General features: G+C 43.1%; 14 protein-coding genes and 1 pseudogene. 12 read left to right on the top strand and 3 right to left on the bottom strand.

Annotation, left to right across the window (positions count from 1 at the left end; genetic code table 11):
* Nucleotide 1 precedes the first annotated feature (1 nt).
* The 11 genes and pseudogenes from nuoH to DSOL_RS02710 all read left to right on the top strand — a co-directional run.
* On the top strand, nt 2-1,048 hold the full coding sequence (nuoH, locus tag DSOL_RS02760; RefSeq protein ID WP_075363368.1) for an NADH-quinone oxidoreductase subunit NuoH: 1,047 nt from the start codon (nt 2-4) through the stop codon (nt 1,046-1,048).
* Nucleotides 1,049-1,052: 4 nt separating this feature from the next.
* A complete protein-coding gene (locus DSOL_RS02755; RefSeq protein ID WP_075363367.1) occupies nt 1,053-1,454 on the top strand; it encodes a NuoI/complex I 23 kDa subunit family protein in 402 nt (133 codons plus the stop codon).
* A 2-nt stretch (nt 1,455-1,456) separates the two neighbouring features.
* Nucleotides 1,457-1,969, top strand: coding sequence for an NADH-quinone oxidoreductase subunit J family protein (locus DSOL_RS02750; protein ID WP_083642286.1), 513 nt, complete (start codon nt 1,457-1,459; stop codon nt 1,967-1,969).
* On the top strand, nt 1,956-2,309 hold the full coding sequence (nuoK, locus tag DSOL_RS02745) for an NADH-quinone oxidoreductase subunit NuoK (RefSeq protein WP_075363365.1): 354 nt from the start codon (nt 1,956-1,958) through the stop codon (nt 2,307-2,309). The genes DSOL_RS02750 and nuoK overlap by 14 nt, the downstream gene beginning before the upstream one ends.
* Nucleotides 2,310-2,330: 21 nt before the next feature.
* Nucleotides 2,331-4,274 (top strand): NADH-quinone oxidoreductase subunit L, encoded by a 1,944-nt coding sequence (nuoL, locus tag DSOL_RS02740; protein WP_075363364.1) that lies wholly within the window; start codon nt 2,331-2,333, stop codon nt 4,272-4,274.
* Complete coding sequence (locus DSOL_RS02735; RefSeq protein WP_075363363.1) at nt 4,274-5,815, top strand: complex I subunit 4 family protein; 1,542 nt, start codon at nt 4,274-4,276, stop codon at nt 5,813-5,815. Before nuoL ends, DSOL_RS02735 begins: the two co-directional genes overlap by 1 nt.
* Nucleotides 5,815-7,260, top strand: a complete 1,446-nt coding sequence (locus DSOL_RS02730; protein WP_075363362.1) for an NADH-quinone oxidoreductase subunit N — start codon at nt 5,815-5,817, stop codon at nt 7,258-7,260. Before DSOL_RS02735 ends, DSOL_RS02730 begins: the two co-directional genes overlap by 1 nt.
* Before the next feature lie 169 nt (nt 7,261-7,429).
* Nucleotides 7,430-7,789 (top strand): YraN family protein, encoded by a 360-nt coding sequence (locus DSOL_RS02725; RefSeq protein ID WP_075363590.1) that lies wholly within the window; start codon nt 7,430-7,432, stop codon nt 7,787-7,789.
* 155 nt (nt 7,790-7,944) lie between these two features.
* Nucleotides 7,945-8,646 (top strand): response regulator transcription factor, encoded by a 702-nt coding sequence (locus tag DSOL_RS02720; protein ID WP_075363361.1) that lies wholly within the window; start codon nt 7,945-7,947, stop codon nt 8,644-8,646.
* A 62-nt stretch (nt 8,647-8,708) separates the two neighbouring features.
* Nucleotides 8,709-10,505 carry a HAMP domain-containing sensor histidine kinase gene (locus tag DSOL_RS02715; protein ID WP_075363589.1) on the top strand — a complete coding sequence of 599 codons (1,797 nt, stop codon included), beginning with the start codon at nt 8,709-8,711 and terminating at the stop codon, nt 10,503-10,505.
* A gap of 125 nt (nt 10,506-10,630) precedes the next feature.
* A pseudogene (locus tag DSOL_RS02710) lies at nt 10,631-11,818 on the top strand (YifB family Mg chelatase-like AAA ATPase); the annotation flags it as partial.
* A 316-nt stretch (nt 11,819-12,134) separates the two neighbouring features.
* Here DSOL_RS02710 and DSOL_RS02705 read toward each other — a convergent pair.
* From DSOL_RS02705 to DSOL_RS02695, 3 genes are all read right to left on the bottom strand, one after another.
* Nucleotides 12,135-12,665, bottom strand: a complete 531-nt coding sequence (locus DSOL_RS02705; RefSeq protein ID WP_075363360.1) for a hypothetical protein — start codon at nt 12,663-12,665, stop codon at nt 12,135-12,137.
* Between the two features lie 75 nt (nt 12,666-12,740).
* Nucleotides 12,741-13,352 (bottom strand): hypothetical protein, encoded by a 612-nt coding sequence (locus tag DSOL_RS02700; protein ID WP_075363359.1) that lies wholly within the window; start codon nt 13,350-13,352, stop codon nt 12,741-12,743.
* A gap of 21 nt (nt 13,353-13,373) precedes the next feature.
* Nucleotides 13,374-13,652, bottom strand: a complete 279-nt coding sequence (locus tag DSOL_RS02695; protein WP_075363358.1) for a hypothetical protein — start codon at nt 13,650-13,652, stop codon at nt 13,374-13,376.
* Between the two features lie 361 nt (nt 13,653-14,013).
* Between DSOL_RS02695 and DSOL_RS02690 the strand changes: the two genes are divergently transcribed.
* Entirely contained in the window at nt 14,014-14,505 is a 492-nt protein-coding gene (locus DSOL_RS02690) for a hypothetical protein (RefSeq protein ID WP_075363357.1), read from the top strand.
* Nucleotides 14,506-15,919: the final 1,414 nt, after the last annotated feature.

The following is a 15,919-nucleotide window of genomic DNA, read 5'->3' as shown; positions in this document are numbered from 1 at the left end:
GATGGAGACTTTAAATAATCTATTTCTGATTATTGCGGCTGCCATCCGTAGTCTTTTTGCGGATCCCCACTCAGTTTGGGCTAATTTAACCATGGATGTAATTAATTTTATCGTCGTGGTTGTCATTATTGTGCTGGCTGCTCTGATTTTGATTTTACTTGAACGTAAAATAGCAGGTTGGACGTCACAAAGGACAGGCCCTAATCGTCTTGGTCCGCGCGGATGGTTCCAGACTATAGCAGACGCCTTGAAACTCATGGGGAAAGAGGATGTTACGCCAGCAGGTGCTGATAAGTTTATCTTTAAAGTTGCGCCAATGATTATCTTCTCACTCCCGATGATGACCTTAGCTGTCATTCCTTATGGAAATGGAATGGCACCCATTGATCTCGATTTAGGAATTTTTTATTTTCTAGCGATCTCCGCTATTTCAACACTGGCCTTTTTAATGGCAGCATGGGGATCCAATAATAAATACTCTTTGCTTGGTGGCATGCGGGCTGTTGCCCAAATGATCAGTTATGAAATCCCTTTGCTTTTCTCTTTGCTGGGGGTTGTCATGATCACGCAATCGTTTAATTTAGGCACTATAGTAAAAGCGCAGGCAACCATACCCTTTATTGTTCTGCAACCCTTGGCATTTGTAATCTATATCATTGCTGGATTGGCAGAAGTCAACCGTGCACCGTTTGACTTAGTTGAAGCGGATCAAGAAGTTGTTGCAGGACCGTTTACTGAGTACACGGGACTCCGCTGGGGGTTGTTTTTCCTTGGAGAGTACGGAAATATGACGGCAGTGTCTGCTCTCGCAGCAACCGTGTTTCTTGGCGGTTGGCAGGGGCCGATGTTCTTGCCCGGTTGGGTATGGTTCTGGTTGAAAGTCGGGATTATCATCTTCTTTATGATGTGGGTTCGTTGGACTTTCCCCAGAATTCGTGTCGATCATTTAATGCACTTAGCTTGGAAAGTGTTGTTACCGCTTTCAATTTTAAACATCTTTTTAACGGGTTTGGGAATCTACATTTATCGATTCGTGATGGGAGGGTGACATAGTGTTTGGTAAAGGCTTACTAACAGGATTAGGCATCACGTTCAAACGCATGGTCGGTCCGAATATCACGGAGTTTTACCCAGAGGTGAAACCCAATCTTCCGACCAAGGTGCGTAGTTCCATGGGGCTGCAACCTGATAAGTGTATTTCTTGTAATATGTGTGCCATGGCCTGTCCTAACTCAGTCATCAAATTGACGAGCGAAAAAGATGAAAACAACAAAAAAGTGCTTAAGTCTTATCATATGGATGTTGGCCGGTGCTTGTTCTGTGGTATGTGCACAGAAGCTTGTCCGACCAAGGCCTTAACGGTAACTCAGGATTACGAAAACGCAGTCTATGAACCGGGAGATATGCAGTGGGATATGATTAAACGGGCTGAGCGTAAAGGGAAGGTGGGATAAGCGTGGGCACTATTATTTTCTTTATCTTTGCAATCTTGACGATTGCAGCTGCCTGGGGTGTCGTCACATCTAAGAACATTGTGCATAGCGCGCTTTATCTCGCACTTTCCTTTTCGGGAGTTGCTGTGCTTTACGTTCTGATGAATGCAGACTTTTTGGCGGCTGTTCAGTTGCTGGTCTACACAGGTGCGGTAGCTATTATGGTGGTTTTTGCGGTTATGTTGACCTTGCGTGGAGAAGTTCAAGAGAGCAGTCTTGAAACTCGCAATTGGGGCTGGGGTGCTCTGGTTGCGTCTCTCGTGTTTATTGTGATCGCTCTTGTCATCCTTGGAAATGCAGACTGGCGCGTTTTACCAACCCCGTGGACAGGCGGCGGCTCGACTGAGGATTTATCACTTCTCTTATTGACTCAATTTATGGTTCCCTTTGAAGCAGCCGCTGTTTTGCTCACCGTTGCTTTAGCTGGAGCTGTGATTTTGGCGAAGGGAGTGAAACGAACACATGAACTTAAGTAACTTAAGCAATTTAAGTGTTGGGCTTTCCACGTATCTCTTGGTTGGTGCCATGCTCTTTTGCCTCGGGCTTTACGGGGTCTTTGCCAAGAAGAATATTGTGGCAATTCTCATGTCGATTGAGCTCATGCTTAACGCGGTTAATATTAACTTTGTGGCCTTCAATCGATTTATCTGGAACCAAAAAATCGATATTCACTATGTTCTGACGGGGCATGTTGCAGCACTTTTTGTCATTGTGGTCGCTGCTGCTGAAGTGGCTGTCGGACTCGCTTTGGTTATTGCCATTTACCGTAACCGTCAGTCGACGAATGTCGACGAGTTTAATTGGTTGAAGTGGTAAGAGAGACTATGGAGAAGGTAGGTGTTCAAGGAAATGCATGATCTCTTTCAGTGGGCATGGTTAATTCCTGCTTTGCCCTTCCTGTCGTTTCTACTCATCGCCTTTGTTACGAAACGATCCAAAGGACTGTCTTCCACAGTTTCGATTCTCGCAATTCTCACCGCTCTGGGTATAGCTGTTGCTATAGGCATCGGCGTCATTCAGTCGGGAGCAGAACTAGTGGAAAATCCTGCAATCGTGAACGTGAATTGGCTTAATATTATGGGTTTAAAGATCAATTTTGGCACAGTCATCGATCCTTTAAGTGCCATGATGTTGTTTGTTGTGACGTTAGTTGCCTCCATGGTACAAATTTATTCGTTAGGCTACATGCATGGGGACAAGGGATGGTCGCGCTACTATGCGTATCAATCTCTGTTTGCCTCAGCAATGCTAGGAATGGTCATAGCCACCAACTTATTACAGCTCTTTATTTTCTGGGAATTGGTGGGCTTATGTTCCTACCTACTCATCGGTTTTTGGTACTTCAAAGTATCGGCGCGGGAAGCTGCGAAAAAAGCGTTTATTACGACCCGTGTCGGCGACTTTGGCTTACTTTTAGGAATCCTTTTTCTCTATAACAAGTTCGGAACCCTCGATTTTGTCGCCCTTTCTGCAGCGTTGAGTGCAAATTTACAGAATGTGGCCGTCGTCGGTACCGTGAGCTACGTGACAGTCATGGCGTTCCTCGTCTTTATGGGACCGCTGGGCAAGTCAGGACAGTTTCCCCTACACGTTTGGTTACCAGACGCCATGGAAGGTCCGACGCCAGTTAGTGCCCTGATCCATGCAGCAACCATGGTTGTCGCCGGAGTTTACTTAGTGGCACGGATGTATTTCCTCTTTCATGCCTCTCCGGCCGCACTTCAGTTTATTGCAGGATTGGGTGCTTTCACAGCCATCTTTGCGGCGTCCATAGCGATCGCGCAAGATGACATTAAACGTATTCTAGCCTATTCAACCTTAAGCCAACTGGGCTATATGATGTTTGCCCTCGGTGTTGGTTCGTATTCTGGATCCATGTTCCACTTAATGACCCATGCCTTCTTTAAGGCCTTAATGTTCTTGGGTGCTGGTTCAGTTATTCATGCCTTGCATGAAAAGCAAAATATTTGGGATATGGGTGGACTATGGAAGAAAATGCCGATTACAGGTTGGACCTTTTTCATCGGTGTTTTGGCTATCTCAGGAGTTCCACCGTTTGCAGGATTCTGGTCAAAAGATGAAATTCTAGCCAACGCCTTGCTCAATGGGCATCCCATCATTTATGCAGTGGGACTGTTTACAGCGTTCTTAACAGCGTTCTACATGAGCAGACTGTTCTTTGTGGCGTTTATGGGGCCTGAAAAACCGGAAAACCATCCCCATGAATCTCCCTGGAGCATGACGATTCCTTTGATAATTCTCGCCTTCTTTAGCGTTGTTGGTGGGCTTGTGTCCTTGCCAGAGCATAACTTTGCTTTCTTTGTTCATTATGGAGAATTTGAAGCAGAAGCAATGCATTGGGGTTTAGCTGGCATTTCCGTGATCGCGGGACTGCTCGGTATCGGCTTGGCTTACACGATCTACCTCAAAAAATCGATTGCGGCGGAGGCCATTGTTGCCCGCTTCCCTGGAGTCTATAAAGTGCTCCAAAATAAATACTACATTGATGAGTTATATCTCTGGCTAATTCATAACATTATGGATGGTTTGGGTAAAGCCTTGTATTGGTTTGACATCTATGTGATCGACGGGGTCGTGAATGGAATCGCTTTAATCACGCGCGGAAGTGCCAAAACACTCCGCAGGACGAGCACGGGACAGCTACAAACTTATGCTATGGTGTTCTTTTTTGCAGTCGTTGTTCTTTATTTGGTCTTCGCCTTTGGGGAAGGTCAACTGACGACTCTTAACCCCTTAGCGACGCTAGGAGGTGTGAAATAATGACGACACTACCAACAACGGGTTCACTACTTCTGCCCGCCATCCTGCTTTCACCCGTATTGGCGATGCTCATGATTGTTTTTATCCCTAAAGAAGAGAGAAAGTTGATTAGAATTGTTGCAGCCGTTGGCACATTTGTCGCTATGGCACTCTCCCTATATGCTTTCTTTGCCTATAATCGCTCCCTGGGTGGAATGCAGTTTACGTTGACAATACCTTGGGTTCCTGATATCGGTGTCAACTTAGCCTTTGGAGTGGACGGATTAAGTTTGCCCATGCTTCTTCTGACGAACCTGATTGGTTTTTCCTCCATCTATGCCTCTTGGAATATGGAGAAGCGCACCAAAGAATTCTTTGTTTTGCTCCTTATTCTCATCACAGGGGTCATGGGAACGTTTATTGCGCGTGATTTGTTTATCTTCTTCCTCTTCTATGAGATTGTGGTTATTCCAATTTACATCATGGTGATCATATGGGGAAGTACGAAGCGTGTCACGAAAGAATATGCCGGTATGAAGTTGACCATTTACTTGCTCATTGGATCGGCATTCCTTCTGGTTGCCTTGATTGCGCTTTACTTGGCCGCAGCTAGAAATGGAAATCCAACGTTTATGTTCGATCAGTTAGCTGCGCGGCAAGAACTCTACAGTCCTTCGTTTCAAAAAGTCGCTTTTGGTTTAATGCTCTTTGGTTTTGGGTCTCTCATTTCCATGTTCCCCTTTCACTCCTGGTCCCCTGACGGTTATGCTGGAGCTCCGACTGCTGTTAGTATGATCCATGCAGGAGTCTTAAAGAAGATTGGGGGCTATGGGTTAATTCGCTTGGGTGTCTATGTTCTTCCAATAGGTGCGAGGTACTGGGCTCCGGTCATTGCGGTGTTGGCCATAGGCAACGTCCTTTATGCAGCCTTCATTGCCTTGGCCCAAAAGGATCTCAAATATGTCGTTGGATACTCATCCGTAAGCCATATGGGATACGTTCTCATCGCAATTGCGGCCCTGAATCCGACCGCCATGAACGGTGCCGTAGCCATGATGTTTGCGCACGGAGTCATGTCTGCCTTATTCTTCTCGATGATTGGATTTATCTACGAGAAGACGCATACTCGCAATATTCCTGACCTAGGTGGGCTTGCTCATCAAATGCCGCGTTTAGCCATTGGGTTCATGATTGCGGGTTTAGCCTCCCTGGGGTTACCGGGTACCGTCAACTTCATTGCAGAATTTACGATTTTTATGGGTACGATAAAGGTTCTCCCTGTTCAAGCAATACTGGGTATCGCAGGGATCATTTTTACCGCTGTTTACACCTTAAGGGTTATCGCCAACGTTTTGTTCGGGCCGCGTCGTCCCGAATGGGACCATCTGAAAGACATTCGTGGACCTGAATTGATCCCACTAGTCATACTTGGGTTTGTGATTTTTAGTGTAGGCATATTCCCAAACATCTTGATGGGATTGATTGATACTGGGGTTGTCTCCTCAGGCCTTACCAAAGTACTAGAAACGGTGAGTCAGGCCAAGATTGGAGGGTTGTTCTGATGGTAGATTTCAATATCGCTACAGTGCTCACACCTGAAGTTGCACTAACCGCACTGGCCTTGATTATTTTGGCCATTGGACTTCTGGTTCCACCAGGCGCACGAAAAGGCATAATGCCACTCACCGTTTTTTCGCTTTTGGGTGTTCTTGGGTATACCCTGTATGATTTCTTCTATGGTTCAAAAGCCTTATTCTTGGGTGGCATGTATATTCATGACCAATTCGCAGTTTACTTTAAAGTGCTCTTCCTTGTGGCAGCGCTTCTCGTCGTACTCTCTTCTGGAGGGTATGTACAGAAATTAGCGGAACATCGTGGCAAATTCTATTCTCTAATTTTAACGGCGACCTTAGGAATGATGATCATGGCCGGAGCTGGCGAACTGATCACGATGTATGTCGGCCTCGAACTGATGACGATTTCCTTCTATATTTTAGTTGCCTATTTGCCCGAAGATGCCCGTTCTTCTGAAGCTGGAGTGAAGTATCTTGTACTCGGTGCCACTTCATCTGCTATTTTGCTCTACGGGATTAGTCTTATTTATGGCTTGACTGGGTCGACACAACTCACAGAAATAGCAAGTAAGATAGGGACAAACCTCACTCCAGCGTCTTTCCTAGCTACGGTTTTTCTACTTGCTGGGTTGGGTTTTAAGATTTCTCTTGTTCCCTTTCATCTCTGGGCTCCGGATATTTATGAGGGGGCTCCCACTCCTGTCACTGCTTTCCTGGCTATTGCCTCTAAAGCAGCTGCGTTCGCTGTTCTGATACGGGTTTACCTTTTGATGATGAACAGTCAAGCATTTTCAGGCACTGGGATAACCTTGTTAGTCGTTTTAGCATCCCTTACCATGATCTTGGGTAATTTGATCGCGATTCCGCAAACCAACATCAAACGGTTATTGGCGTATTCGAGCATTGCCCAAGCAGGTTATTTGATGGTGGGGATTATCGCGGAATCCGTGGCGGGTATCAAAGGGGTCCTCTTCTATGCGATGATTTACGTCTTCGCTAATATGGGAGCGTTTGCCGTGGCTACGCACGTGTCTGAGAAGCAAGATAGTGATCAGATCAAGGACTTTGCGGGTTTGATTCGCCGTTCACCTTTAGCCGCAGTTGTTATGACAGCATCCTTGTTATCCTTGGCGGGGATACCTCCACTAGCTGGCTTCGTAGGGAAGTTTTATCTTTTCTCAGCTGTTATGGACCAAGGGTTCACGGCCATTGCCTATATTGGATTCGTGATGAGTATGGTGTCCGTGTACTATTATCTCTCGGTCGTCAAGGTGATGTTCCTTGGCGAGGGTGAGGGGTTACCGGATATTCCGGTACATGGAGCGATGAAGTTCACTATGGTATTCACCATGTTGATTACTCTGGCAATCGGTCTTTATCCGACACCGTTAGCTCAGATGGCGTTCGCTGCGGCCCAGAGCTTAATTAAGTAATCTTGTTTTTCTGCACTCATAAGAGGCTCTCAGTGTTAATGCTGAGGGCCTCTTTAGTATTAGTTTAGTGACTAATGAGCTGCCGAATTGTTCTGAGGTCTAGAGGGTTTTTAGTTGTGTATAAAGAATTGGAACTGTATACTTTGGAGAAGGAGTTGCATTGATTTCTGTGGAGAATAAACGACAATCTCTGGGAAAGGCCGGAGAGGAATTGGCTGCTCGCTTCCTGACAGAATCCGGCTTAACTATTATTACACGAAATTATCGGTGCACTAAAGGGGAGATGGACATAATAGCCCGTGAGGGAGAAGCGCTGGTATTCATTGAGGTGCGCACACGACGATCGTCTTATAGAGGATGGGGTGAGGAGACCATAACCCAACAAAAGGCGCGACGACTGCAAGCAATCGCATCTTATTACGTAGTGCAACAGAGGTATACAAGTTGGCCTTGTTTAAGATTTGACGTGATTGCGATACGTTGGACGGGAGAAAACCCTGATACAATATGGATTAAAGCGGCTTTTTAAATAAAGGTTAATAGTTTGATCACACAATCTTCACGGGTTGATGGTAAACTATACTTACATTTTGGACTTTGAATTAGAGTTAATGTCGTCATAGTGAGAGATATTAGAGTTGTTCAATGTCTCTATATGGTGATCCAAAAGGAGTGTTTTCAAAATTGAATCCGATCTTGATAGTTGATGATGAGGAGAAAATTAGAAGCTTGGTAAGGCTTTACTTAGAGCGGGAAGGGTTTGAGGTTGAGGAAGCGGAAGATGGTCGTGTTGCTTTGGAAAAGTTTCGAGTTGGTCAATTCTCCCTTTTAATAGTGGATCTTATGATGCCTGATGTGGACGGCTGGCGCGTTTGCCGTGAGGTTCGTGCGAGTTCAAGTCTGCCAATAATCATGCTAACTGCCAGGGGAGAAGAATTTGACCGAGTGCTTGGTTTTGAGCTTGGTGCGGATGACTATCTGGTTAAGCCGTTTAGTACCAAGGAATTGGTGGCACGAGTCAAAGCCCTCTTGCGTCGATCAACAGGCCAACTTCAGCAGGTCTCTTCGGAGATAACGGCTGGGTTATTATGTATCGACAAAGAAAGGCACCGCGTAAGCATTTCAGACGAGACTATTAATTTAACCCCTCTAGAATTTGATTTACTTTATTTCTTGGTCAAAAATCAAGGTCGGGTCTTCTCGCGGGAACAGCTAATGGAGACCGTTTGGGGATATGACTTTTATGGGGATGCCCGTACCGTCGATACTCATGTCAAAAAGTTACGGGAGAAACTCGCCCATCCGGATGTTAAGAGAATGTTGGTCACAGTATGGGGTGTCGGATACAAGTTTGATTCTGATCATATCCCTAGTGTAAGAAGTTAAAAAGCCTGAGACTAAAGATAGGGGTTTATTCAGTGAAAACACGTTATAAATGGACTATTTCTATGAAACTGTGGTTAGCCCTGACATTGCTTATTCTTGTCGTATTGGGAGGATTAGGTGTAACCATTACGTGGCTTTTTGGCGACTTTTATCTTCAACAAAAGTTGGATTCACTGCGGACAGAGGCGACGGAAATTTCGACACAATTGGCGACTGTCTATAGTTGGAGTGAACGGTTAAGCCTGTTAGAAACCTTTAAGTTAACGTCTGGTACGCAAATGGTTTTACTCGATTCACATGGGAATATTTTAGTGATTTCGGGTTCGAGTTTGAATACATCACAAGCCCTACAAGGTCGTATAAGTGGGTATTTGGGGGGAGCAGGCGGAGGTCTGATTGGAGGATGGTCTCGGAATTTGCAGCCTTCTGATTTTTTCACCGCCGAGTATTTGGCTCAGGTGCTATCCGGTCAGACCATCTCGATTAAGGCCCTACCTATAAACGGGAGCGGGCAAACAATGTTACTAGCCGCTGCGCCTGTCGGAGCAAAACCTGTTCAAGGAGTTGTATTATTGGGGAGTTCCCCAATTCCACTCCAAGAAAGTATAGCAACCTTTCGTCGACTTATTCTCTATGCTTCGTTGATAGCGGTCTTTTTGGCGACTGCGGTTAGCCTTTTTTTTGCACGGCAAGTTACGAGGCCCTTGGCTTTAATGCAGCGGGGGGCTACACGAATGGCGAAAGGTGATTTTTTGCCCATTCAAGGAATAACAAGTAAAGACGAAATCGGGGAGTTGGCTGAGGTCTTAAATTGCATGGGAGAAAGTTTAAGGAACCATATGGAATGGCTTTCTCAAGAGAGGAACTTGCTTCAAGGGATTGTTGAAAGTATTAGCGATGCGGTGGTTATGTTAAGTTTTGAAGGGGTGATTCTCTATGCTAATGATTCAGCAAAGGGGTTGTGGCAAGAAAATGAAGTTGAGCTTCTAGAACGAAAAACTCAAATCGTTGATTTTCTCCAAACGATGAGCCAGAAGCTTACTCAGGATGAAAATTATGCAACGATGACTCTTGGCATTCAGGTGTTGCAGGTTGTAATGGCACCCTTGGCAGAGACAGAGGGAATTGGTGGACATGTAGCTGTTCTGCGTGATGTCACTGCCTCTTTGCGGGCTGAAAAGGCTCGTCGTGAGTTCTTGGCCAGTGTCACGCATGAACTCAGGACACCCCTGCATCTGATCCAGGGGTATTTGGAGGCCATTCAGGATGCAGTGATACCAAAACATCAGCAAGGAGAGTACATCGAATTGGTCTTGGATGAAGCTAAGCGCTTAGCTCGTTTAGTTCAGAATTTGCAAGACATTAATTGGCTTGAACGGGGACAAAATTTGCAACCCGTACCTATAGATATGGAGTGCTTCATGAGTGATCTGGATCAACGTTTCCAGGGCCGGGCACATGAGTTAGGCTTGAATCTTGATGTGTCGAAAGGGTCTGGGGAATTATTAGCGGACCCAGATCAACTTTTGCAAGTCTTTATTAATCTTTTGGACAATGCAATGAGTCACACCCCTTGTGGGAAAACTGTTAGGGTTTTTCAAGTAGAAGAGCCGAATGAAGTACGGTTGGCAGTTCAAGATGAAGGAGAAGGGATCCCCAAAGAAGCCTTACCTTATATCTTTGACCGCTTTTTCAGGGTGAATAAGGCACGGTCGCGCAAGGATGGGGGAATGGGCTTAGGGCTAGCCATTGTGCGACAAATTGTAGAAGCACACGGAGGACATGTCAGGGTGGAGAGTGATATGGGAAAAGGGACAACGTTTTGGATTGTGCTCCCACGTATGCAAAGCTTGGACTAGTCTGAAGAAAAATAGACCATTGTTTGATTAATTTGGAAGGAATATGGTGAATTAAGGCGAACATTCTATCTATGGTATAAGCGCAACCAAGGGTTACGTTAGTTTTCCATAAGGGAAGGGATTGAATGTTCGCTGCGGTATATGGTATGACCGTCCTTGGGTTACAAGCTCATTTAATTCGCGTAGAAGTTGACGTGGCGAACGGTTTGCCGAGTTTTGATATCGTTGGTCTTGCTACCACTGCTGTTAGAGAGGCGCGGGATCGAGTTCGATCAGCTATACGAAACTCTGGTTATCAGTTTCCTTTACAGCGGGTAACCGTTAACTTAGCTCCTGCGGATTTGCGCAAAGAAGGATCCGGTCTTGATTTACCAATTGCCATAGGAATACTCGCAGCAACTGGGCAATGCAGTTCACCTGAACTCATTCAATATGTTTTTTCAGGGGAACTTTCGTTAGAGGGAACCCTTCGCCCAGTTCCTGGCATGCTCACAATGGCGATAGCCCTGGATAGAGAAAATTCAAAGACGGGGTTAGAAGGGGGACCTGTCCAAGACGCGTTCTGTTTGATTGTTCCACCGGACAATTTGGCGGAAGCTCGTCTAGTGACAGGGTTAGTAACGCATAGTACATCCACCCTGGCTCAAATCGTGAAGGCCATAGAAACGATGGGCGATTTCGAAGATGATGAGATATCTCGGTCTCCTGAACTGGAATCATATAACGGGATCAAGGTAGACTGGGCAGATATCCATGGGCAACAGCAGGCTAAACGGGCTTTGGAGATAGCGGCAGCAGGCGGGCATAATGTCATCTTGATTGGACCACCAGGATCAGGTAAGACGCTACTGGCAAAGGCATATGCCGGGATACTTCCCTTATTAAGCGACCAAGAAAGTATCGAGGTCACTCAGCTTTACAGTGTTTCCGGGTTGCTTAATAGCAATGGATCATTGGTTCAACATCGTCCTTTTCGTAATCCTCATCATTCCGTAACCCGTGCTGGAATGATTGGCGGGGGAAGGGAGCTGCGCCCGGGTGAATTAAGCTTTGCCAATCATGGTGTTCTATTTTTAGATGAGCTGCCAGAGTTTCCTCGTGAAGTTTTGGAATGTCTCCGGCAACCTTTGGAGGATCGCGAGTTGACGATTACCCGTCAGTCGGGGAGTATAACCTATCCTGCCCATGTGAGCGTCATAGCAAGTATGAATCCGTGTCCTTGTGGATATTATGGGGACCAAGGTCGGGTGTGTTCATGCTCACCGTTGCAGATCCAAAATTATCGTGGCAGGATCTCTGGGCCACTTTTGGAAAGCAGTGGTCACATTCTGAAATCAGCTTCTATAGAGAAAGAAGAATTAAACCATTGAAGTATATGGTTGATGTGTATATGGATATATAGCACCTGATCTAAATATATAATAAGTATGCTTTTTAATCAGAAGAGAGTACTTTTTATATATTTAAGTGGAGTGTATCATACTATCACACCCACAAAAACAAGCCTCTAAGCGTCTTGAAATAATTTAGGTAAAATTACCACTGGAAGCCTAATCCATAGAGGGTTTGGGTTGATGTAGGAACTCATTTGGTGCTTCGCTCTAATCATTTTTTATAGTACATATTTATTCACATTTGAGATTCGAGTTCGGATATGATTTTAGAAATCCTTTGCATAATGGCTGTAAAATGTTCAAATGCCGTTAGTGCTAATAATGCATCCCACGTGTCTTCTCCACGCAAATTACTGACAATAATACGACCCATCGAGGGTAACTTATCGCCACTGTTGTTCTGCAATTCTTCAATTAATTTCAAGTATTGAGCATGTCTGCCGTTTAGAAGACGAATGCTTTCTTTAGCAGTTTCTATATTTAACTTATAGTAATTTACAAATAATTTTTCGGTACAGTCCATTATCACTTCAAATATTTTAGATAATTGTTTGTCTGTGAAGGTTCTTCTCTCAATAAGATAAATGCTCATGGAGAGATATAGGTATAAAACTTCGGTGTAGATCACATTCCATTTGTCCTTATCAAGATTATAAGTCGGATAGTTTTCATTATTAGCAACAAAATCTTTTGTGAGTTTTAACACTTCAGAGTAAAGTAGTTCTCCGAATCTTTCGGCACTTAACTTTTTTTTAAACCAACTCATTAAAAGATATTCCCCTTTTTTAGCTCTTCTCTAACATTCATAGGCGACCCTAACTTCTGAAAGCCCTTACATCACTTATATGTTTAAATTTTCCTGCTCTGGATTTAAGTAATCATAATAAGCTCTTATCCAGTCCAAAAAGGATACTCTTTCTAAATAACGCAAACATAAGTAAATGAAAGCCTTTTCATCGGATTGGAGGGGAATACCAAATTGTGTATAATTAGATTTCATTAAATATAAGTTTAAAACATATCCCAAAAAGGTTGCTACAGTATAACCCCCTGCATAATACAACAATCCCTGCCATCCTACCGTAAGAAAGGCGATAACTATTAACACAATTTTATCTACAAACCATCCTGTAATAGTAACGAAAATCCTTGGCTGGGTTATTGACGATACTCCCCGAACAATCATAAACAATGGATATATCCAAAATGATAGGGAGGCTATGATCGTTATTATAAAAGATAATGCAAAAAGAGTATTGTTGGGGATTTCAATATAGAAAGCCAAAATCCCAACTATAAAAATAAACCATTTTCCTGCACAAACAAAAGATTCAATATCTTTTAAAAGGTCATATACGGTTTTGTTGTTCTTGAAAGGAAGTTGCTGACAAAAGTCACCATCTAATCTAATTTTCAAACCCTGCGGAGTTAGCATCCCATTTATTTGTGGCATAATTATCTCTCCCTCTGGCATTTAAATATGTCCATAATTGTACAAATACACCATAGTATAAAGGATACCTAACACCAATCCTACATACCCTTGCCATTTCGCTTTGTTCATAAGATTATCAAATTTAACAAGCCCAATTATACTAACAATAACAGTTACAATGGGCAACATCCCTATAAACCCTCCAAGAAAAATAGAAAACAATCCTAAGATAAAACCAGTTTTACAAAGCAGATTAGGTTTAAGTGTCGTGTTGACCACTTGATTTATATTATCCACTTTCGTTTTTCCACCTCCCATCACTCGCTATCCTATAGTTTACCATTTCAACCGACATTTGTGTGATTATTTTTGGTATATAGACAAATACGATAACGCTTAGTATATAATCTAAATATTGGGATATGTATCCAAAATATTCAGGAATCAACATATTGAAAGGCGTTGAAACAATTGAGAACAGAGCATACAAAGTGGGGATCAAGACTAATTACTGAAAAAGGCTATTATATTGGTTTTGCTTGGAAGGCTTATCTATTGGCGATTGGAAGTGCTATTGTTGTTTTTTCTTTTATTGCATTTCTGAATAAGTAAAGGCAAAAGCAGAGGCACATGATAACGTATTTTTGCCCATCTATTAAGTCGAAGGGAGTATAATTTTATGGACGGCTTTGAGTTTGTTGATAAGATTCCTAATTGGTTACGATGGATTCTATTCATACCAATGCCTATTATTATAGCAAGGATTGTTATTGTCTTAGGCTCGTTTTGTACGAACCTTGTCATTGGCGGAGGATTTGAAGTTGAAAGTAGTTCATGGTTTTATTCTACATTGTTCATTATGTATGACAATGCTATGACCCCTATGATTATGGGAATATCAGGATTTATTATTGCTCCTAAAAAGAAGTTCATTTGTGGATTGATACAGGCTCTTATTTGGGGACTATTTGTAGTTGCTTCTTTGTGTATTGCAGTTACTTATTCAATAATGTCTGGAGATACAGCGTCTTTAGCTTCATGGGAAGCTGTTAAGCTATATATGATGGCCATAATAGGACTTATATCTGTTGTTTATATTTCTGTTGAAATGTTCAAATTAGAAAAAGAGGGTTTTACAAATTTAAATGAGAAAACTTATGAAACATTTTAATTACTGATTACTTTCATAGAAAAAGAGAGCCACACCCCCAAGGATAGTGGAGGTGTGCTTAAACATGGGGGAGAGTTCGGAGTGCTAAACTTTCCCCCATTGCTTAATATTAACCCTCTGAGCGGTCAAGAGAGGGGAGGTCTAAAGAATATAATCGTATTTGAGCTGATATTTTAAGTTCCTTTGAAAATTATTTTTGGAGTTGGGTTGAATGGATTAATACATAGTTCAATTTTCTCTTGGCAATTAGATGAGTTACACTACCTATGTAGATTCGAACTTATCGGGGAAAATTCGTGACCTAAATTAGAATCAGTTGTCACAATACGAGATTAGCTTCTACAGGGAAAGAAGAATTAAACCATTTAAATATACAGTTAAGCTGTATGTAGCTCTATAACTTAATAAGTTTAAACACAAAGAGATGCTCATTCGTTTTTTTACGGAATGAGCATCTCTTTGTGTTTAATTATATTTAATTTCTGTCCTTCCCATCCCTCTGTTACAAATGTCCTTACAGGCCGGTATATGGATAGGTGTACGGATAAACAAACAAGCACCAACCAAGTGCGCCAGTAAAACAAAGAAAGGTTTGATTGCCTATGGCGATGAAACGAGTCAGGGGTCAGCATCATATGTGGTTGACGTATAAACCAGACAGGGTCAATTCCGACATGAAAGCTGATGTTAAGAAGTTGTTGCGGTATATCGAGGATATATCGGCTAAACAAACAAACCCTTGGTCATCCTCAATTGGAGTGTACTTCAGCAATAAGAAGCGAAACAAAAACCACGATTGGGTAGTCGAAGCACACCAACATATCCATCTAATTATTGACTCTGATCCATCAAGCGTTTTGATAAACGCAATTAAGGAATGGTGGGGTAAACGATTCGGGCACGTCAGATTTAAAGACGTTAAGCCAACCATTGAGGACATGCTTGCACTTGTAAAATACTGCACGACACAAGCGAAAGCATCAAAGTATTGTGTGTGGAATCGTACCTTCGGAAAACCTTTAGAACCATTACAATCGTCCCGTAATTATGACCTTAGAAACAACTTTCCTTCTATAAGATGCAAACACGAATCGAAGTGGTTACTTGTTAGGGTCAATAGACCAACACATATTACTACCTTACCTTGTCTATAGTCTCAACCTTAACTCACCCATCGCTATAAAACCATCCATACTATTAAACCATTTATACGCAGATAGAGGATCTAGCGACTCTCCTACCCCTAACCTTTCTCTTGGTGATGGAATGATTGATAATCTAACACCTCCCCCCGCCAATCAGAGGAATGACGTAAGCATGGAGGAACTTTACATTTTACTTTCTAACCTAACCCTCGATGATTCATGAGGTGTCAATTCCGACATCAATTAAACAAATAAGAAGGAAGTGCTTT

The sequence above is a fragment of the Desulfosporosinus metallidurans genome (assembly GCF_001936615.1).
GTDB lineage: Bacteria > Bacillota > Desulfitobacteriia > Desulfitobacteriales > Desulfitobacteriaceae > Desulfosporosinus > Desulfosporosinus metallidurans.
This window is presented reverse-complemented; position numbering and strand designations above follow the sequence as displayed.

Bases quoted from the DNA above. Each gene is read 5' to 3' on its own strand.
- nuoH (WP_075363368.1), top strand. From the start codon at position 2: ATGGAGACTTTAAATAATCTATTTCTGATTATTGCGGCTGCCATCCGT.
- nuoK (WP_075363365.1), top strand. From the start codon at position 1,956: ATGAACTTAAGTAACTTAAGCAATTTAAGTGTTGGGCTTTCCACGTAT.
- DSOL_RS02735 (WP_075363363.1), top strand. From the start codon at position 4,274: ATGACGACACTACCAACAACGGGTTCACTACTTCTGCCCGCCATCCTG.
- DSOL_RS02730 (WP_075363362.1), top strand. From the start codon at position 5,815: ATGGTAGATTTCAATATCGCTACAGTGCTCACACCTGAAGTTGCACTA.
- DSOL_RS02715 (WP_075363589.1), top strand. From the start codon at position 8,709: ATGAAACTGTGGTTAGCCCTGACATTGCTTATTCTTGTCGTATTGGGA.
- DSOL_RS02705 (WP_075363360.1), bottom strand. From the start codon at position 12,665: ATGAGTTGGTTTAAAAAAAAGTTAAGTGCCGAAAGATTCGGAGAACTA.
- DSOL_RS02700 (WP_075363359.1), bottom strand. From the start codon at position 13,352: ATGCCACAAATAAATGGGATGCTAACTCCGCAGGGTTTGAAAATTAGA.
- DSOL_RS02695 (WP_075363358.1), bottom strand. From the start codon at position 13,652: ATGGGAGGTGGAAAAACGAAAGTGGATAATATAAATCAAGTGGTCAAC.
- DSOL_RS02690 (WP_075363357.1), top strand. From the start codon at position 14,014: ATGGACGGCTTTGAGTTTGTTGATAAGATTCCTAATTGGTTACGATGG.